This is a genomic window from Lacihabitans sp. CS3-21 (genome assembly GCF_024343675.1).
Taxonomy (GTDB): domain Bacteria; phylum Bacteroidota; class Bacteroidia; order Cytophagales; family Spirosomataceae; genus Leadbetterella.
Genome location: NZ_RJUD01000104.1, coordinates 37,112 through 54,989 on the forward strand (window position 1 = coordinate 37,112; position 17,878 = coordinate 54,989).

General features: G+C 37.2%; 16 protein-coding genes. 9 read left to right on the forward strand and 7 right to left on the reverse strand.

From position 1 onward, the window contains the following. The first annotated feature begins 77 nt into the window (after nucleotides 1-77). A complete protein-coding gene (gene deoC / locus EGI24_RS17825) occupies nucleotides 78-833 on the forward strand; it encodes a deoxyribose-phosphate aldolase (RefSeq protein WP_255049907.1) in 756 nt (251 codons plus the stop codon). 4 nt (nucleotides 834-837) lie between these two features. On the opposite strand, the gene EGI24_RS17830 is transcribed toward deoC, so the two are convergent. From EGI24_RS17830 to EGI24_RS17845, 4 genes are read right to left on the reverse strand one after another with little or no spacing between them, the layout of a single operon-like run. Continuing rightward, complete coding sequence (locus EGI24_RS17830; RefSeq protein ID WP_255049908.1) at nucleotides 838-1,476, reverse strand: hypothetical protein; 639 nt, start codon at nucleotides 1,474-1,476, stop codon at nucleotides 838-840. Continuing rightward, on the reverse strand, nucleotides 1,473-2,741 hold the full coding sequence (locus EGI24_RS17835; protein WP_255049910.1) for an LVIVD repeat-containing protein: 1,269 nt from the start codon (nucleotides 2,739-2,741) through the stop codon (nucleotides 1,473-1,475). Before EGI24_RS17835 ends, EGI24_RS17830 begins: the two co-directional genes overlap by 4 nt. Then, nucleotides 2,738-3,940, reverse strand: coding sequence for a serpin family protein (locus EGI24_RS17840; RefSeq protein WP_255049911.1), 1,203 nt, complete (start codon nucleotides 3,938-3,940; stop codon nucleotides 2,738-2,740). The genes EGI24_RS17835 and EGI24_RS17840 overlap by 4 nt, the downstream gene beginning before the upstream one ends. 1 nt (nucleotide 3,941) lies before the next feature. Continuing rightward, entirely contained in the window at nucleotides 3,942-4,385 is a 444-nt protein-coding gene (locus tag EGI24_RS17845) for an META domain-containing protein (RefSeq protein ID WP_255049912.1), read from the reverse strand. A 203-nt stretch (nucleotides 4,386-4,588) separates the two neighbouring features. On the opposite strand from EGI24_RS17845, the gene EGI24_RS17850 reads away from it, so the two are divergent. The 5 genes from EGI24_RS17850 (at nucleotide 4,589) to EGI24_RS17870 (ending at nucleotide 7,319) form a co-directional block, all read left to right on the forward strand. Then, nucleotides 4,589-4,834 carry a hypothetical protein gene (locus EGI24_RS17850; RefSeq protein WP_255049913.1) on the forward strand — a complete coding sequence of 82 codons (246 nt, stop codon included), beginning with the start codon at nucleotides 4,589-4,591 and terminating at the stop codon, nucleotides 4,832-4,834. Beyond that, nucleotides 4,831-5,022, forward strand: coding sequence for a DUF6132 family protein (locus tag EGI24_RS17855; RefSeq protein ID WP_255049914.1), 192 nt, complete (start codon nucleotides 4,831-4,833; stop codon nucleotides 5,020-5,022). The genes EGI24_RS17850 and EGI24_RS17855 overlap by 4 nt, the downstream gene beginning before the upstream one ends. Continuing rightward, nucleotides 5,019-5,408, forward strand: a complete 390-nt coding sequence (locus EGI24_RS17860) for a rhodanese-like domain-containing protein (protein WP_409035489.1) — start codon at nucleotides 5,019-5,021, stop codon at nucleotides 5,406-5,408. The genes EGI24_RS17855 and EGI24_RS17860 overlap by 4 nt, the downstream gene beginning before the upstream one ends. Then, nucleotides 5,408-5,632 (forward strand): hypothetical protein, encoded by a 225-nt coding sequence (locus EGI24_RS17865; protein ID WP_255049916.1) that lies wholly within the window; start codon nucleotides 5,408-5,410, stop codon nucleotides 5,630-5,632. The genes EGI24_RS17860 and EGI24_RS17865 overlap by 1 nt, the downstream gene beginning before the upstream one ends. 199 nt (nucleotides 5,633-5,831) lie before the next feature. Continuing rightward, a complete protein-coding gene (locus EGI24_RS17870; RefSeq protein WP_255049917.1) occupies nucleotides 5,832-7,319 on the forward strand; it encodes an alpha-amylase family glycosyl hydrolase in 1,488 nt (495 codons plus the stop codon). A 92-nt stretch (nucleotides 7,320-7,411) separates the two neighbouring features. Here EGI24_RS17870 and EGI24_RS17875 read toward each other — a convergent pair whose 3' ends face one another. Beyond that, nucleotides 7,412-9,058: a M28 family peptidase gene (locus EGI24_RS17875; protein ID WP_255049918.1), complete on the reverse strand. Its 1,647-nt coding sequence runs from the start codon at nucleotides 9,056-9,058 to the stop codon at nucleotides 7,412-7,414. 12 nt (nucleotides 9,059-9,070) lie between these two features. Continuing rightward, a complete protein-coding gene (locus tag EGI24_RS17880; protein ID WP_255049919.1) occupies nucleotides 9,071-11,383 on the reverse strand; it encodes a DUF5916 domain-containing protein in 2,313 nt (770 codons plus the stop codon). Nucleotides 11,384-11,467: 84 nt separating this feature from the next. Here EGI24_RS17880 and rnr point away from each other — a divergent pair, with 84 nt between their 5' ends. From rnr to EGI24_RS17895, 3 genes are all read left to right on the forward strand, one after another. Further along, entirely contained in the window at nucleotides 11,468-13,744 is a 2,277-nt protein-coding gene (gene rnr / locus EGI24_RS17885; RefSeq protein WP_255049920.1) for a ribonuclease R, read from the forward strand. Between the two features lie 172 nt (nucleotides 13,745-13,916). After that, entirely contained in the window at nucleotides 13,917-14,696 is a 780-nt protein-coding gene (locus EGI24_RS17890) for a hypothetical protein (RefSeq protein WP_255049921.1), read from the forward strand. 47 nt (nucleotides 14,697-14,743) lie between these two features. Further along, nucleotides 14,744-16,261, forward strand: coding sequence for a glycoside hydrolase (locus EGI24_RS17895; protein WP_255049922.1), 1,518 nt, complete (start codon nucleotides 14,744-14,746; stop codon nucleotides 16,259-16,261). Between the two features lie 66 nt (nucleotides 16,262-16,327). Here the strand turns inward: EGI24_RS17895 and EGI24_RS17900 are convergent, their stop codons facing one another. Further along, nucleotides 16,328-17,878: a DUF1501 domain-containing protein gene (locus EGI24_RS17900; protein WP_255049923.1), complete on the reverse strand. Its 1,551-nt coding sequence runs from the start codon at nucleotides 17,876-17,878 to the stop codon at nucleotides 16,328-16,330.

A 17,878-nucleotide genomic window follows, 5' to 3' on the forward strand; every position in this document is an offset into this window, starting at 1 on the left:
TTTTGAAAATTATTATCAGGTAAAATATCTAAATTTAAGCTTTAATTTTAAAATTAACATTTCTCAAAACTTTCATTATGTACACCCTCCAGGATATTGCTAAAATGATTGACCATTCATTGTTACATCCAACAATGACAGATAAGGATTTAATAGAAGGTTGCCAAATAGCCAAAGAATATGATGTGGCGGCAGTTTGTATTAAGCCCTATTTTGTAAAGGAAGCCGCTGAGATATTAAAAGGTTCGGACGTAAAGGTTTGTAGTGTTATAGGTTTTCCTCATGGCAATGGCACAATTCAGGCCAAGGTTTTTGAGACTCGATTGGCCTGTAAAGATGGTGCTACTGAAATAGACATGGTGGTAAATGCAGGTAAAGTGTTAGGCGAAGATTGGCGATATGTAAAAAAAGAAATAAATGCTATAAACAAAGAATGTCTAAAACATGGAGCCATTTTAAAGGTTATTTTTGAGAATGATTTTTTGCCCAAAGACAAACATAAAATCAAACTTTGCAAGATATGTTCTACGATTGGTGTGGCTTTTATAAAGACTTCTACGGGTTATGGGTATGTAAAACAAGCCAACGGAGATTATAATTACAAAGGAGCTACAGAACACGATTTGATATTGATGCGAAAATATGCAGATCCAAATGTGCAAATTAAGGCCGCTGGTGGAGTGAGGAGCTTAGACGGGCTACTTAAAGTTAGAGAATTGGGTTGTACACGTTTAGGTGCCACAGCCACCATCGCTATTTTAGAAGATGCCAAAGGAAGGTTAGGTTTGGATACCAATTCGGTATCTCAAACCAAGGATGTTTCTGGTTATTGATTACTCAAAATTCGAAGCCCAATCTTACCTGAAAACGTTTTAAGTTTCTGGTTTCTTTACTAGATATGTTGTAAATATCAGTGGCTTCGATATTCTGAGTGATTTCTAAATATTGATATTTGTAACCTAAATTTATGAGCCAAGCAGACCCATTTTTGGTTGGAAATTTGAAGCCAATTGTTGGATTTACCAAAGCTCCACCTTTTACGGTTTCGTAACTATTTGACGCATTGGCTATAGTTGAACCAAAGCCAGCATCTAAACCCGCCTGTAATTTTGCCCCCTCCTGGCTTTTTTCATAAAACACATGACGAACGCCTAATGCCACCGGAACTAATAGGGTGGTGGAGTAAAGATCTAAGCCAGTAGTAAAACCCAATGTAGTCATTTTTCTAACTTTAAGTCCATTGAATGTTTGTAAGCTTAGGCTGGCTATATTTTGGATGGTAAATCCATTTGTAGTAGGTCCTGGCCAGTAACTCGAATAATTTGGATAGTAGTAGTTCGTGTTTTTTACTCTTCCAAATAATACGCCAAATTCCGTTTGGTTTACAAATGGATATTTGAAAAGTTTTTTAGTTTGAGCAAAGGAAGTATTGAAAACAAAACTTCCAATTATAGTTAAAATCAATATTTTTTTCATTTTTTAACTTCGATTTTACTTAAAAGTTTCAAATTTTTAGGGTCTGTATTGTCATATTGGTATAATCCATTCTCACCTATCATTAATAAGTGTTTGTCGTCTAACTGGATTACATCGAAGGCATGAATGTCTTTTAGGTGTTGCTGAAGTTTTAAGTCCGAAGGGTCTTTGGCATCAAATGATTTAAGTCCAAATTTGCCTTCACAGACGGTGAGTTTGTTGTTTATGATTGATAAACCATGCGGGTTTTCCATCTGATATGATTTTATCAAAAAAGGAGCCGAGAGATTTTTTACATCTACTACATCTAGCTGATTGGGTGCTGCTCCGCACCAGCCTTGTCTTAGTGTAACATAAGCTTTGTCGTTTTCAACTACCACTGGATCGCAAGCTCTGGCATGTTGAAATATAGATAGTCTTTTTGGCGAAGCAGGACTTGAGTTGTCAAATATGTGCATCCCAGTATTGGAGCCAATAAATAACTTGTCTTTATAAGGGAAAATGGTTTCTATCCCCCATCCAAGATTTACCTTGCTGATGGAGTCTGGTTTTTGTCCATTTTTTATGTTAAAAACTAGAAGGTCAGATTGAGTGGCGGCATAAAGATAATCTTCATAAATAGTGAATCTCGCCATGGAACCTCCAGTTCCAGAGCTAGTTCCAGTTTGTCCGTTTGCCACCGATGTTGAGTTTTTAAATGCTCCGTCTTGTGCTATTCCACCACGATATACGGGCCAAACAGATCCATTTTGGCCACAATTTGTCGAAACGGTTTCGGTTACCGTCTTAAATTCATAATCGGTTATGATCTTTGAGTAAGGATCATAATACCAACTTATACCCTCTACAAGTCCGTAGTTGAACATGTTTTTTATCCTTCCTACTTCTTTTATGGCCTTTGGATTTGTGATGTCTAATGCTACTAAATCCGTGTAGCTGTCAGCATACAAGATATTATCTCTGACAGCCATATCTATCACACCCGGTATTTTTAAGAATGAAACTTTTACAGGGTTCGATGGATTGGAATTGTCAATAATATGCAAACCTTTTTTAGTTTCGCTGATGATTAAATAATTTTCATAAGCGTATATTTTTGCAAGTTTCTCTAATTCGCGTGGCCCTTCGTTGACAATACCATTTTTGAGCTGCTCCTGCCCAATCTGAAACGGTACAGTGGCTTTGTAAGTACGGGTTTGATTGCATTCATCAATGCAGCTCCAATTGGCTAATGCCACAGCTAAGACTAATAATATTTTTTTCATAAATTCGAAACTTTACCTATAAACATTATTGTATTTGAGGTTTTTTCTGTGATTAAGAATGCAAAAGGCTTATTACAAATAATTTCAGGATAAACAGGGAGGGAAGTAACTTCAATGCCAATAGTTGTCACAGCAGCTGCCTCAGTGCCTTTTTCATCCACAGCCACAAAAGTATCTTGTTTTACAAAACCCACCTTTAGTTTTCCTGCCGGCTTGGCTATTTTGGATAAATCTGCTTGGTCTGAAAAAGCCTTCACCATCCCCATTTGTTGTAAAATACCATTCAATTTTTTCGAATATTCAATTTTAAATTTAGGCAGACCTACCACTACTTTTCTTTTGGTAAGTGAGTTTTGTGCCGACTGCCATGTTGCTGCGTTAAGGTTTTTTACAACATTTTCAATACTGGTATTTTTGGGCAAAACAATATTCATGGTATATTTTTCGCTTCCATATGGCAGTTCTACTAGTTGATAATCTTTCAAGTCGGCATATTTGAATTCAGTTGTTTGATTCATCATATCTACCATCTTAGTAGTATTTGTGCCAACAAACTCCGCTTTTTGTGTGTTTTCAGTTTTAAATTCCTTAGTCCAATCGCCTTTAAAATAAAGAGCGTTTATTAAAAACATCACCTGACTCGGCTCTATCTGCTCCAGAATCTTTTTGATTTTGGTATTTGTATTGTCGCTAGCCCATTTGTTTATTTTATCCACTGTGGCTGGATTGCCAAAATCTTCGTTGTAGAGTCTCGCTTTGAAACTACTCGTAAGATTATCAATGAAGGTTTGCTCAGATGTGAAATTTTTGTCTTGCCAGATAGAGTTTGCAATGGTATTAACTACTTTTGGATCTACTTTTGGAAGGTTTTCTATCAATTCTAAATAGGTTTTGTTGATTTCTTCCATGCTTTGATTCTCTAATCCTAAAACCTTTTGAATTTCTTTTTTCGTATCGGTATCAGCACCGTTTAGAAGCATACCTAAGGCAATATGCAAGCTTAGCGGAGAGATGAAATAGTTTTTGTCAACAGACTCGTCGGCCTGAAGGTTTTTCCAAAAATCAAAAGCAAAATTGGAAGTTTTTGCAGCAAAATCGGATGAAATATTAACCGATTTTACCTCTGGATTGGTTTGTTCACAGTTGCTCATTGTGAATATCATTGTGGTAAGGCAGAGACTTAATATTATGTTTTTCATATTAATTAGTAAGTTTAAATATCATTTTTTGTTTCGAAGAACTCAAGTTTAGTGTTGCATTTTTTACACTAAAATCAGAAACTTGAAGGAGTCGGTCTAAATATTTTTCTTCAAATGTTGTTGCTGCCAAATTTCCTGCTATTTCAGTTACTATCAGATTACTGATTTTTATTTTTTGACCCGTAAAATCGTAATCAGCTTGATAAAAATTAACAGAACTTTTACCACTCAAAGTCCAGTTGCCTTTCTCATTTTTTTCATTTTTAAACTCTAGCACAATCTGATATGGAATCTTTTCATTTGTTTCGTATTCAACCAATTGCCATTTTGCGTGTAGGCTGTTTGGAACAGAAAGGCCAGCTGTTTTGTTGTCATCGGGCATTATACTTTCTCCATTTTTACATGAAAATATTACCCATAAAAATATAATAGTGATATACTTCATAAACTGATAGTTTGATTTGAATGGCGAGGCTTTGCAGACACTCGCCATCAAATTATTACCCTTAAACCCCTTATAAATACAATGAGTCAAAACTTGGTTTTTTGGTTGCAAAGCCAAATTATTTTTTTTTAGATTGAACTTTTTGATTTTTAAATTTGATTATATGATTAAATGTTCATATATTTGAATATTAAGAATACATAATGAAAGAAACAATATTGACAGGATGGAATTTTATGCGTTGGCTTCGGTTGTTTATGGGAGCTTACATTGTTGTCACTAGTATCACGGGGAAAAACTATGTTTTTGCACTTATTGGCGGTTTGTTTATTTTTCAAGCAATAACCAATACAGGATGTGCAGCATGTGCAACAGTGCAAAGTTCTAAAGTGGAGCAAAAAGACACAGAAAACATTGATTTTGAGGAAATAAAATCAGAAAAATCATGAAAAAGTTTTTATTACCTCTTATTGGAATTGCTACTGGCGGAATCGGTGGATATTTATATTGGCAGCAGATTGGTTGCTCGTCAGGTACTTGTATGATTACCTCTAAGCCTTTAAATTCAACTATTTATGGGGCAGTAATGGGATATTTGTTTTTTGGATTGATTGATGATTTAATAAAGAAAAGATGAAAAAAGTGAAGAGTTTTTTATTGGTTTTGATGATTGGTTTTGGATTTTTAAATTGTTCAGATGCCAATTCACAGGTTAACACCCTTGATTTGGATGGCTTCGTGTCTAAAATAAAAGCTACACCTAATGCCCAATTGATAGATGTTAGGACTCCTGGTGAATGGGCCGAAGGCAAAATTAGCTCTTCAAAATTAATCAGCGTAGCCGATCCTAAGTTTTTAGAGCAGGCAAGTAAATTGGATAAAAACAAACCAGTTTTTGTGTATTGTGCGGTAGGAGGTCGTAGTTCTAAGGCTTCAACTTTGCTTCAGCAAGCAGGTTTTAAACAAGTCTATAATTTAAGCGGAGCTGGATATTCGGGTTTGGCTGCAAAAGGAATAAAGTAATGAAAGATAAATATAAATCACTTCTCACGCCTTTGATGGCTTCACTGACCCTGGGATTGGCTCCTTTTGTTCCCGAACCGCATGTTTTGGGAAAAATCAGATGGGTTTTGGGTGGAGCAAAGGGTATGCAAATGATGGATTGGGGCGACCTGTTGATGCATGGTGCACCTTGGCTTTGGTTGATATTTACCGCAGTTAATGTATTTATTATCAAGAAGAAATAATATAGTGGTTGAATAAATGTTAGAAAAGTTGGCGATAATTTGCCAACTTTTTTTGGGTTTTAAACTTTGTTTTTTCTTTGAAATCATAGTTTTATTAAAAGAAATCCTATTTATAAAAAGCTAGAAAGAGGTATTATTTGTTGGAAATTCTATCTTTGTGGTTCCTATGATAATACTTTTTTAGAAAAATAACGTCCAATTGAACAACCAACAACAAGACAATAATCCGAAGGTTTTTTATGAAATCTTCGTTCGCTCCTTTTGTGACACTAATCATGATGGCAAAGGCGACCTAAATGGAATCACTTCCAAACTCGACTATCTACACTACCTTGGAATTGAAGGAATCTGGATTACACCATTTTTTAAATCGAATTCTTACCACAAATACGATGTAATTGACTATAAGTTTATTGATCCAGAATGTGGAACAATGCAAGATATTGAACGTCTATTGGAGGAAGCTCACCGACGCAATATTAAAGTCCTATTAGATTTTGTCATAAATCATACAAGCAGTCAGCATTACTGGTTTCAAGAAGCCAAAAAGGGGAAAGATAATCCTTATAGGAATTATTATAATTGGTTGACTCCAGATCTAATTAAGGCCAAAGGAATTGCGGAAAGAGAAAAAACTGCTGACAGCACAGAAACAAATCCATGGCATTGGGCAAAAAAAGGTGACGAGGAGAAATACTACGGGATGTTTTGGAGCGAGATGCCCGACCTGAATATGGATAACCCGAAGGTTAGAGAAGAAATTTATGAAATTGGCCGATTTTGGTTAGAAAAAGGCGTAGATGGATTTAGGATGGATGCAGCCAAACACATTTATCCTGATTGGGAGGCCGATAAATGTCATGTTTTTTGGGAGGAGTTTCGAGCGACAATGGAAGCCATAAAGCCCGATGTTTACATAGTAGGAGAGGTGTGGACCTCGGCCGAAAAAATTGCTCCATTTTTTAGAGGTTTAAAAGCCAATTTCAACTTCGATTTGTGTTTTGCCATTCAAGATATTGTGAAAACAGGCAAGGATTCAAAAGATATTGTTTCAAAATTGATTCAGAATTATGAAATATTTGCCAAAGAAAATTCTGAATTTATTGATGCAACGATGCTCAGTAATCATGATCAAAACCGAATTGGAAGTGTGGCCGAAGGGAATATTGATAAGCTGAAAATGTCAGCCAATTTATTACTTACATTGCCTGGGAATCCGTATTTGTATTATGGAGAAGAAATAGGCATGAAAGGAAAAAAGCCGGATGAAAATATCAGAGAAGCATTTATTTGGGATAAACGCTCAGATGACAATGACAGAACCAACTGGCGAAAACCAGTCTACAATACGGACTCAAAAACCACACCTTTAAAGTTTCAAATAGAGGATGAAAATTCGCTTTTTAATCATTACAAAAAAATGATTGCCCTGCGAAAAGCTGTTCCAGCTTTGGCCCAAATTAGTCCACCTAATCTTCAAAAATCAGGTATTGTAAATAAAAAACTAGTATCATTCACTAGACCACATCAAGATGGTGATGTACTTGTAATTCAGAATATTACGAATGAAAGTGTGGAGGTTTCGATAAAAAATAAGTTTGAAGATATACTCTTCTCTTCCAATGATTCGAAGTTAGAAGGGCAAAAGTTGAAGTTGGGTCCTTATGGTATTTTTGTTTCAAAATAGCGATAATTAACTGTAGAGCCACAAAAAAAAAGTTCGACCGCAGAGCGGTCGAACTATATTCAAAAAAAAATACGATTTAAATTAAAACAAAATCACTTCTTCAATCTCAAATAAAAGAAATCATCTTTTTTCCAAGAAACTCGTTTTTTGTCTTGAGCAGCCATATAGCTGATAAGGAAATTCACTTGTGCATATTTTCTGCTGGCCGACCACACAAAACCATTTTCTATTTGGTCTGACGGTTTATGGTAATGGGCCGCACGCCATTTTTTTACGTCTTCCGCCAAGTTTTTGTTAGAATTTATATGTCCAAATTTTACGTGAAGTGCTGGAATTCCAGCCTTTACAAAGCTATATTGATCGCTTCTAACAAAACGGCCTTCGGTTGGTTCAGGGTCGGTCTCTATGCTCAAATTCAATAAATTTGCGGCCTTTTTGGTAATTTCTTCCAATGTGCTATGCTCAGCTCCGAGTGGTGCAATAGATTCCAATTGTGCCAAAAAAGTAGGCATATCAGTGTTTACATCTACTACAATATCTTTTTTCGGAACGGTTGGCTTATTTGCAAAATATGCAGAACCCAAAAGTCCCATTTCCTCTGCAGTACACATTAAAAATAACATGCTGCGTTTAGGTTTGATTGGCAATTGGCTATATGTCCTGGCTATTTCCAAAGCAGCAGCAACGCCAGAGGCGTTGTCATGAGCACCATTGTAAATAGAGTCACCTTCAATCGCTTTTCCTACACCTAAATGATCCAAATGTGCTGAGTGAATGACGTATTCGTTCTTTAATTTTTTGTCTGTTCCTTCAATTTTTCCAATGACATTATAACTTTCAATATCGCTGTAAATGGACTCGTAAATGCCTGATGCAGTTGTTTTTAGGTTTTGGCTTACATAATTTCCTTTTTCTAAACCTTTCCATATTTCTTCCAAATTAAGACCATTTGCTTTCATCAAATCTTTCAAAACATCTACCGTAATGCTACCTGCTACCTGGATATTGCCGCCCATGTAATTTGCCGAAGGCGTCAGTTTTCCATCTGGTTTTATGGATACGTTGCTTCCGCCTTGAATGGACAAATTGGCACCGACTTTGAAACGAGCCGTGTTGTTTTCATAGTTGCAAAGCAAAACGCCAACTGCACCATGTTTAAGGGCATAGTCTTGATAAGTGCTTGGATATCTGAGGTGAAGTTTTACGTTGGCCGGTACATTATCAGGTGATTTCTGCAAAACCACACATATTTTACCTTTCACGTCAATATTTTTGTAATCATTAAAACCTAATTCAGGAGCGTCAATTCCTGAACCCACAAAAACCAATGGAGCTGAGAAATCCACTTTTGATTTTTCAGGATTGGCATAAAACAAATAATCTTCACCCAAAGTCAGTTTTTGGCTTGTCCCATCATTTTGCGTGAAACTCAAAATCGTTTTGTCTTTGACTAATTTAGAGTTTCTCAGAATCACTTTTTGGGTAAAACCACCGTTTTCTCCAGCGGGTAAAATCCCCATGCTTTTGTATTCTTTAATGACATAATCCACGGCCATTTGGTAGCCTGGTTTGCCAGGTTTTCTCCCTAAAAGTAAATCGCTCGACAAATAGGCAACGTGCGATTTGATTTTGTTGGTATCAATGCTTTCGGTGAGTTTTAAAACCTCTAAAGGTACTTCTTGGGCGAAAGTGCCAATAGAGATTAGCAAAAATGTGATACTTAATTTGTTGATTTTCATTTTTTTTGAAGTTTAAACATTTAACCAATAAGTCATTTTCAATATCAAAGCTCTGTTTTTGGGAGTCCAAGGTTGAATGCCGAATCTCGGAATTTGTTCTGCAAAATAATTGTCGGTATATACCAGAAATATATCGCTCACAGGTTTAAATCTCCATTGCAATCGGCTGTTGATGTTGGTATTGTTGGTTTGTGAGTTGTACTGAAAATACGTACTCAAAAACACCGATTTCGAAAATGACATTTCTGCTTTTGGGCCGATTAGCCAATATTTCACAGAATTATACGGTTTCTGCATTTTTATATCGGTGTAATATACGTCCATTGCAACTTTTCCGTAAGGCTGAATTCTATAATTAAAGGTAGATTCTATGCCTAAAACTTTGCCTTCATTTATTTTTTCACTTCTAAAATTGTTTCCAGCATATATCAAGAAATTCCCAAAGAAATTAAATCTTTTTGGAGAAGTAATCTCTACAAAATAATTCCTTGTTTTGTAAATATCTACAGGTAACGGCACCACATTTTTAGAAAAATTCGGGTCAGGATTGTCCGAAGCATTAGTTATGTCAAACGGGGACTGCAGACGCGTATAGGCCATATAATAACCAGTTGTCAACTGCCCCTCAGATGGAGTGCTTACATAAAAGAAAACTGGCGATTCCGTATCCAATCTTTTACCTTCAAGGTCAAAAACATCGCTTCCATCTATTCCAAAACCGAAAGAGTTAATTTTTTTAGCAACATTTTGGTTTTTAGGATTAAAAATTATGGTCACAGGTCTGTAAACAGTATAAACTCCTGGTCGGGGAGTATATCCAACTTCAGTAATATAATCTTTCCCAAGCCGAGCCATACCCAAATTGACATCCAAATGCGGATGATGATAGCCAATATATTGATTAATCATGCTGGCGTCTTTTCCAGCTCCTGGACTAAATGACTGGTGATAGGAAGTCTCGGTTTCCAGTCTATTGTCAGGTGAATAATAGTTAAATTCCAAGCCAGCCATCCGGTTATATTTTGCAATGCCTTCGGTGCTAGTCTCGGGTAGGTTTTTAAAAATATTCTCCTTATTTACCACTATAGCCCCAATATATGACCTTGAGAACACCTTTCTTTGCACTACACCAACAGAGAAGTTTGTGGCAGGAGAAAACTCATTATCCGAGTGATTGAGTTTGGCTGTTTGCATATTCATCACACCAATTCTCCAGTTTTCGTTGAGTTTACCGCTCAGTCTTGCACCTCCTAAAATGGGCACTTGTTCCACTAAACCAGTAAATTTGTTTCGTGTTAATCCAATTCTTCTTGAGAAAAAAGGCCTTGAAGAAGGAAAGCCGAAAGTGCCAAAAAGGTCAGAGTTTTCGATAAAAAACTGCCTTTTTTCTGGAAAAAATAACTCAAAGCGGCTCAAATTGGTTTGCTGTGCATCCACTTCTACTTGTGAGAAATCAGGATTTACCGTCAAGTCTAAATTGAGCGATGGCGTAATGGCAATTTTGGCATCCATTCCTGCTCCAAGTTTGGTTCTTCCATCTGGCTTTAGAGCCTCCAAGTTTTCATTTCTTGGAAAATCCTTTGAGTAATTGGTTGACAGATAAGGAATTAATGAAATATTAGCTCCGGGTTTTGGTGGTGCATCGTCCCAAATCAATAGTCCTGTAAAGGCCAAGTTATTGGGTTTGAAATTTCTTGGTACGGGCGACCATGTGGCCGATTCGTTGGTTTGCATAAAGAATCTCCCGAAGTTTATTCGCCAAGAATTAGAATTTTCAGACACCTTATATCGTAGCGTAGTAAATGGAATCGCAAACTCCGCTGTCCAGTATTCGTCGTAGTTTTTGACTTTCGAATACCATTTGTTGTCCCAAGAATAATCTGATTGTGTACCTAAGGAAATTAACCCTTCTCGCTGCACATTGAGTGGAGACACCGAAAACTGCATGCCATTGAGTTTGTCTTTAAATGCGTCAATGGTCACTGAAAAAACATCACTAGATCCACTCTCAAAGTCTCTTTTGAGAGAGCTAACTGTGTAGGCACTTTTGGGTTGATAAGCTTTCATGCCTACATATAAAAACTTGTCATCAAAAGTAAGCTTTACTTCAGTTTGGTTCTTAGCAAATGAGGTATCAAATGGGGCATTCTGAAAAAAATTAGTCGCCAAATCCGCCATTTCCCAGGCTGCATCATCTAAATTTCCGTCTATTTTTACAGGAATGGAGGTTTTCTTGACATGGATTTCTTTATCATTATTTTGGGAAAAGCCGTCGGAAATATTTAGTAATAATATACAGAAAAGTAGGATTAGCGTTGAACGCATAAAGCACAATTTATAGGTTTGAATAATGAAATTTTCTACAAATATGGTAGATTTATATTTTTATATGAAAAAGATTAGTGATAAATGGCAAAAAGGAAAAAAAAGTCAGCGATTTTGACGCAAAAAGAAGAAATACACACATTTTTTAAGATAAATACCGATAGGCCATACACGCTCAATGACCTATACAATCATTTTGATTTGTTCGATGATGATGAAAAGTTGTTTGTAAAATTGATGGTGGAAGATTTAGTAGATGAAGGCAAACTTAAAACTGCTGGTAAAGCAAGATATGAACTTGAGAATACCGAGAAAATAGAACATGTGACTGGCAAAGTAGATTTCGTAAATCCCAAGTTTGCGTTTATAAGATTTAATGAAAACGAGTCAGATATTTTTGTAAATTCAGACGACCTCAATGGAGCATTGGATGGCGACACGGTTTCGGTAAAAATTATTGGACAACGTAAAAACGGCAAAAATCCAGAGGGTAGGGTAGTAGAAGTGCTTTCGAGAGGAAGAGATGAAGTAGTGGGCAAAATAAAAGTGTTTGCCAATTATGCTCTGGTAAGTCCTGATAATAAGGGTTTTCATGAAAATGTTTTTGTCGCCAAAGACCATATAAACGGTGCCGAAACCAACGATTTGGTAATTGTTAAAATTTTGAAATTTCCCGAAAATCATGTACAGGCTTCGGGTGAAGTTATCGATATTTTGGGAAAAGCCGGCGACAACGATGCAGAAATGCACGCTATAATGGCAGAGTTTGGCTTACCCATCAAATTTCCGGATGATGTGCATAATGAAGCGGAAGCGATTAGTGAAATGATCACTGAAGATGAAATAAAAAAACGAAGAGATTTTCGTCAAACACTCACATTCACGATTGACCCAGCCGATGCCAAAGATTTTGACGATGCCATTAGCTATAAAGTGTTGGAAAACGGAAATTACGAAATTGGTGTGCATATAGCTGACGTTTCGCATTACTTGCAGCCTAATACCAAGCTTGAAGAGGAGGCCTTTAGAAGAGCTACTTCGGTATACTTGGTGGACAGAACCATTCCGATGCTGCCCGAAAAGCTCTCGAATAATTTGTGTTCACTCCGTCCAAACGAAGACAAATTAGTGTTTTCTGCCGTTTTTGAGATGAATCATGCTGCCCAAGTAGTGGGCGAGTGGTTTGGCAGAGCCATCATACATTCTGATAGACGTTTTGCTTATGAAGAAGCACAGGAAGTGATAGAAGACACCGAAAATAAAGAACCGATTTACGACCCGATTTTGAAGGACCTGAATCGTATGGCCTTGATTTTGAGGAAAGAACGCTTCAATAAAGGTGCATTTAATTTCGAAACCAACGAAACGAAGTTTAATCTAGACGAAAAAGGCCGTCCGATTAGTGTTTTCCAAAAAGTGCGGAAAGATGCCCATAAACTGATAGAAGAATTTATGCTTTTGGCCAACAAACACGTAGCCCAGTTTGTGTACAATATTGCCAAGAAAAAAGACAAAGAAGCCGAAGCCTATACCATGGTGTATCGAGTTCACGAACCGCCCAATCCTACCAAAATGGAGACTTTTGCAAAGTTTGCCAACAAGCTAGGTTTTGTCGTAAAAACTGGTTCTACAGCAGCACTTTCAAAGTCATTGAACGGCTTAATGACCGAAATAGAAGGTTCACCCGTGCAAAATGTTTTGGAATCTCTGGCCGTAAGAACCATGAGTAAGGCACGATATTCAACGCAAAACTTGGGACATTTTGGTTTGGCTTTTGACCATTATAGCCACTTTACTTCCCCGATAAGGAGATACCCCGACGTGATGGCCCACCGCATGTTGCAGCATTATCTGGATGGCGGTAAATCACTGCCTGAAGATGATTTTGAAGTAAAATGCAAGCATTCGTCAGATCAAGAAAAATTGGCAGCCGAGGCTGAGCGTGCATCTATCAAATACAAACAGGTAGAATACATGAGCTACCAGTCTCGCTCCGATATTTTCAATGGTGTGGTGACTGGCGTGGCCGAGTTTGGCATATTTGTGGAAATAGAAAACACAGGCTGCGAGGGCATGGTGCGTTTGGCCGACCTCACCGACGATTTCTACGAATACGATGCCGACAATTTCAGAGTGGTTGGCCGCAGAAAAGGCAAAATTATTGGTTTCGGAAACACCGTAAGGGTAAAAATAAAAGCCACCGACCTTGAAAAACGCTCTATGGACTTGGAGCTGATTTCTGTAGAAGGTAGCAGTTTCAAAATAAAAGACTCAGGCAAAACTTTGCCTTTCCCAAAATCCAAAAAATCTAATCGTTCTTCAGGTGGGAGGGCTGATGGGAAGAAGAGTAGGAGGAGGTAGTTCTTTTTTGGAACACAAATGACAGCATGGCTGCCGCACAGATTAAACAGATTGGCACAGATTTTTTGGTTGATTCAATAGGTATTTAAACGTAACACGACTTTTCAAATCGTGGTCATAAAAAATTATACATATTTCTTTGAGCGATTTGAAAAATCGCTCCACCAAGTTTATGAATTCATTCTACATAAAACTCCTCATTATGCCCACGGTGGTTGCCTTGGTTACGGTTGTAAGCAAAAAATGGGGAAATAGTATTGGCGGTATTTTGGCTGGTTTGCCTTGGGTGGCTGGGCCTATTATTTTGTTTATCGCCCTCGAACAAGGGCTTGATTTTGCCGTAAACTCTATCCCTGGCGTGATGGTGGGCATCATTGGCTGGTCATTCTTTTGTGTGGTGTATGTATTGGTGGGTCGTAAAAGTAATGCTTTGGTTAGTGTGTTGGCGGGTTATGTGGCTTATACTTTGGTTGGAGTATCTTTAAATCCGGTTATTTCTTATCTAAATGTTTATCAGTGGTTTGCATTAAGTCTATTGGTGCTTTTTCTGGGTTTATTCTTTTTTCCGAAAGTAGCCGAGCATAAGTCTTTTTCTGTAAAAATTCTTAGATTCGAAATTCCTTTACGCATGATTATCATAACACTTTTTGTTATCACCATCACATTTTTGGCGGAGCGTTTGGGCCCTACTTGGAGTGGAATTCTTACGCCATTTCCGGTCATGACTACAGTTTTGGCCATTTTTACGCATTATACACAGGGCATTTATCAAGTTCGAAAAATATACATGGGGCTTTTTACGGGTTCATTGGGTTTTGCATTTTTCTTGTTTTTGCAAGCTGTGCTTATGCCGACTTATGGAATTACTATGGCTTTCGTAATTGGTATTCTGGTAGATATTGTGCTTACTATTGCCATGAAATTTGTATTTTCGAAATATAAATTGATTTGAGGAATTTGTTCCAAAAAAGCCAAAGCAAGATTTAGAAAAATAAATAAATGAAGAAATTAATTGTCTTAATATTAGTTATTTGCGAGAGTACGTTTGCTCAAAAAATAAAGATTGACACTTCTGTAGTTTACCAAACGATGCACAGTTTTGGAGCATCAGATTGCTGGTCGATGCAGATGGTGGGCAAATATTATCCTTTAGCAAAACGTGAAAGAATCGCAGAGCTTTTGTTTAGCCAAGAGTTGGATGAATCTGGAAATCCGAGAGGTATAGGATTATCAATGTGGAGGTTTAATATTGGAGCTGGTAGCACAGAGCAAGGCTCTAAAAGTATGATTACCAACGAATGGCGTAGGGCGGAAAGTTTCTTAGAAAATGGAAAATATGACTGGACAAAACAAGCTGGCCAACAGTGGTTTTTGGATGCAGCGAAACGTCATAAAGTAGATTTTACTTTGGGTTTTCTTAACTCGGCTCCTGTTTCCATGACAAAAAATGGAATTGCTATAGGTAGCGGTAAATTGGGCGAATGGAATTTTGACAAATCTAAAATTGATGAGTTTACCAGCTTTCTGGCTGAAGTTTCCGAAAAGCTAAAGTTTGATTATTTGAGTCCTTTCAACGAACCGCAGTGGGACTGGGGCCCAAAATCAAAATCTGGATTTGGCTCACAAGAGGGAACCCCTATTAACAATGCTGATTTGGCTTGGGCTACAAGACAAATAGATGAGAAATTTGCTCAAAAAAACGTAAAAACTCGACTGACTTTGGCAGAAACTGCCCAAATAGACTATTTGTATAAATCCAAGACGAATCGCACAGAGGCAAATCAAGATAACCAAGTTCAAGCGTTTTTTGATGAAAAAAGCCCGGATTATATTGGGAATCTTAAATCTGTTGAAAAAATGATTTGTGGTCACAGTTATTTTACAACTTCACCCAATGAAGAATTAGTTAAGAAAAGAATAGATTTAGGTGAAAAAATCAAGCATCACAATGTAAGTTATTGGCAATCGGAATATTGTGTTTTGGGTGATAATTCAGGTGAAATCAATGGTAGTGGGATGGATTTAGGTATGAAAACGGCCTTATACGTGGCCAAAGTAATTCATGCCGATTTAACGTTGAGCAATACTTCTGCATGGCATTGGTGGCTTTCGGTAAGTGCTAATGATTACAAAGACGGTCTCATTTATATCTCTAATAAGGGGAAAATGGGTGAAACTGATAATAACAAGTTTGATGGAGAAATATTGGATTCAAAGCTCATGTGGGCATTGGGTAATTATTCAAGATTTGTCAGGCCATATATGCAAAGAATCAAAGTGGATTTGGAGAATAAAAACGTTTTGGCTTCAGCCTATAAAGAAAAAAGTAAGGTAGTTTTAGTTCTAGTAAACAGTGCTCACAATCAAATAATTGAAATCCCAAAAATTTGGAAGAAACAAAAATTAGCGGTTTTTGTAACCTCAAAAGATTATAATTTGAAAAGCAAAAAAGTAGATTCTAAAAACTTAATTTTAACCCAAGAATCAATTACAACGATTGTCATCACAAAAAAGTAGAGCAAATTTCCAAATTTGAACATTCTCCCAAATGACAAAAAAGAACCATTGATTTTTAAAAATGGTTTACTGTTTCATTATTCTCACCACTACTTGATATTCTTCGTTTCGATACCTAGCCAAATAAATTCCGGATTGTAAATGACTCAGGTTGAGCGATATTTGATGATTTCCAGCTTCAAATTCTTCACTGATTTCTGGAGCAACTTCTTGGCCATTCATATTCAAAATTTGAATGGAACTTTGGCCTCCTTTAGCCACGAAATTCAAGTTAATTGTTTCTTGAAATGGATTCGGGAATGCTTTGAGACGTGTGCCTATTAACTCGGGTTCGGTTGCTGTAACATACCCACAAACACTACCCAATACGAGAGGAATGGTATCAAAATTTTGGAATAAAACACTTTTCATTTCAACAGAATCGCTACAAAACCAATATTTCATAATCGAAGCGTAAATTGATCTAAAATCATGCTGCATAGGTATGTTATCGTTGTTAGCAACGCTAGCCGAAATAGTTGTAGGTTTCCCAAAGTAGGTTGGATTAACTTTTTCGCCAAAGAAAAACATCGGTGCGGCTGCTCCATGATCTGTGCCTAAGCTAGCGTTAGATTTTATTCTACGACCAAATTCCGAGTATGTCATTCCCATTACCTTATCTGCCACGCCAAGAAACTTCAGGTCATCTTGAAACGCCTTAATTGAATCTCCCAAGTTGGCCATAAGATTGGCGTGTGTACCAGTGCTGGTATCTGCGGCTGTTTGGCCGCTGTGTGTATCAAAACCACCCAACCTCACGTAATAAATCTTGGTCTTTAACCCTCCCGCAATTAACCTAGCCACTATTTTGAGTTGTGATGCCAAACTAAGATTTGGATATTCTTTTTGCTGACTTACCTTCAGAGCTGCAGCTTTTATGGTTTCTGAATATTTATTGGTTTGTTTCGAAATTTGCCTCAGGTAATCCAATTCCTTTCCAGCCAGGGTATTCGGAACTGGTTCATCAGAATTTTCTATCAAATTATAAAAATTTGTAGTGTCCGAAATTGACATGCCCATGCTATACAAAGGTCCTTGAAGGGCTGTGGTAACCACAGAGCCGATTTGGATAGAAAGCGGATCTGGGTATTTGGCTGACGGATAACCTTCTGGGAAATTGGGGTGGTCAAGTGCTAGAAATCTGCCAGCCCAACCACTTTCTAATACTTCTGTTGAGTTAGAAGCAGTATGCCAAATATCGGTGGCTCTGAAATGCGAAAAATTTGGATTTGGGTATCCAACATCTTGCACAATATTTCCTTTTCCATCATTCATTAAAGCAGCAAGGTTCTTAAGGGAAGGATGAAGGCCAATTAGTTCGCTTTGAGGTATTTTTAGGATTTTATTTTCTACCAAAGCAATATTTGATCGGGCATTTTTGTAGTTGCTATATTGATTTACTGGGATTACTGTGTTCAAGCCATCGTTGCCCCCATTAAGCTGAATTACAACCAATACATTTTCGTTTTCTAGAAGTTTTTGGTCAATATTCCCCATTGCCCAAAGACTTTGGTTATTCAGAAAAGTGGGTGCCATGGCTCCCAAAACCGAATTCTTTATAAAATTTCTTCTTTTCAT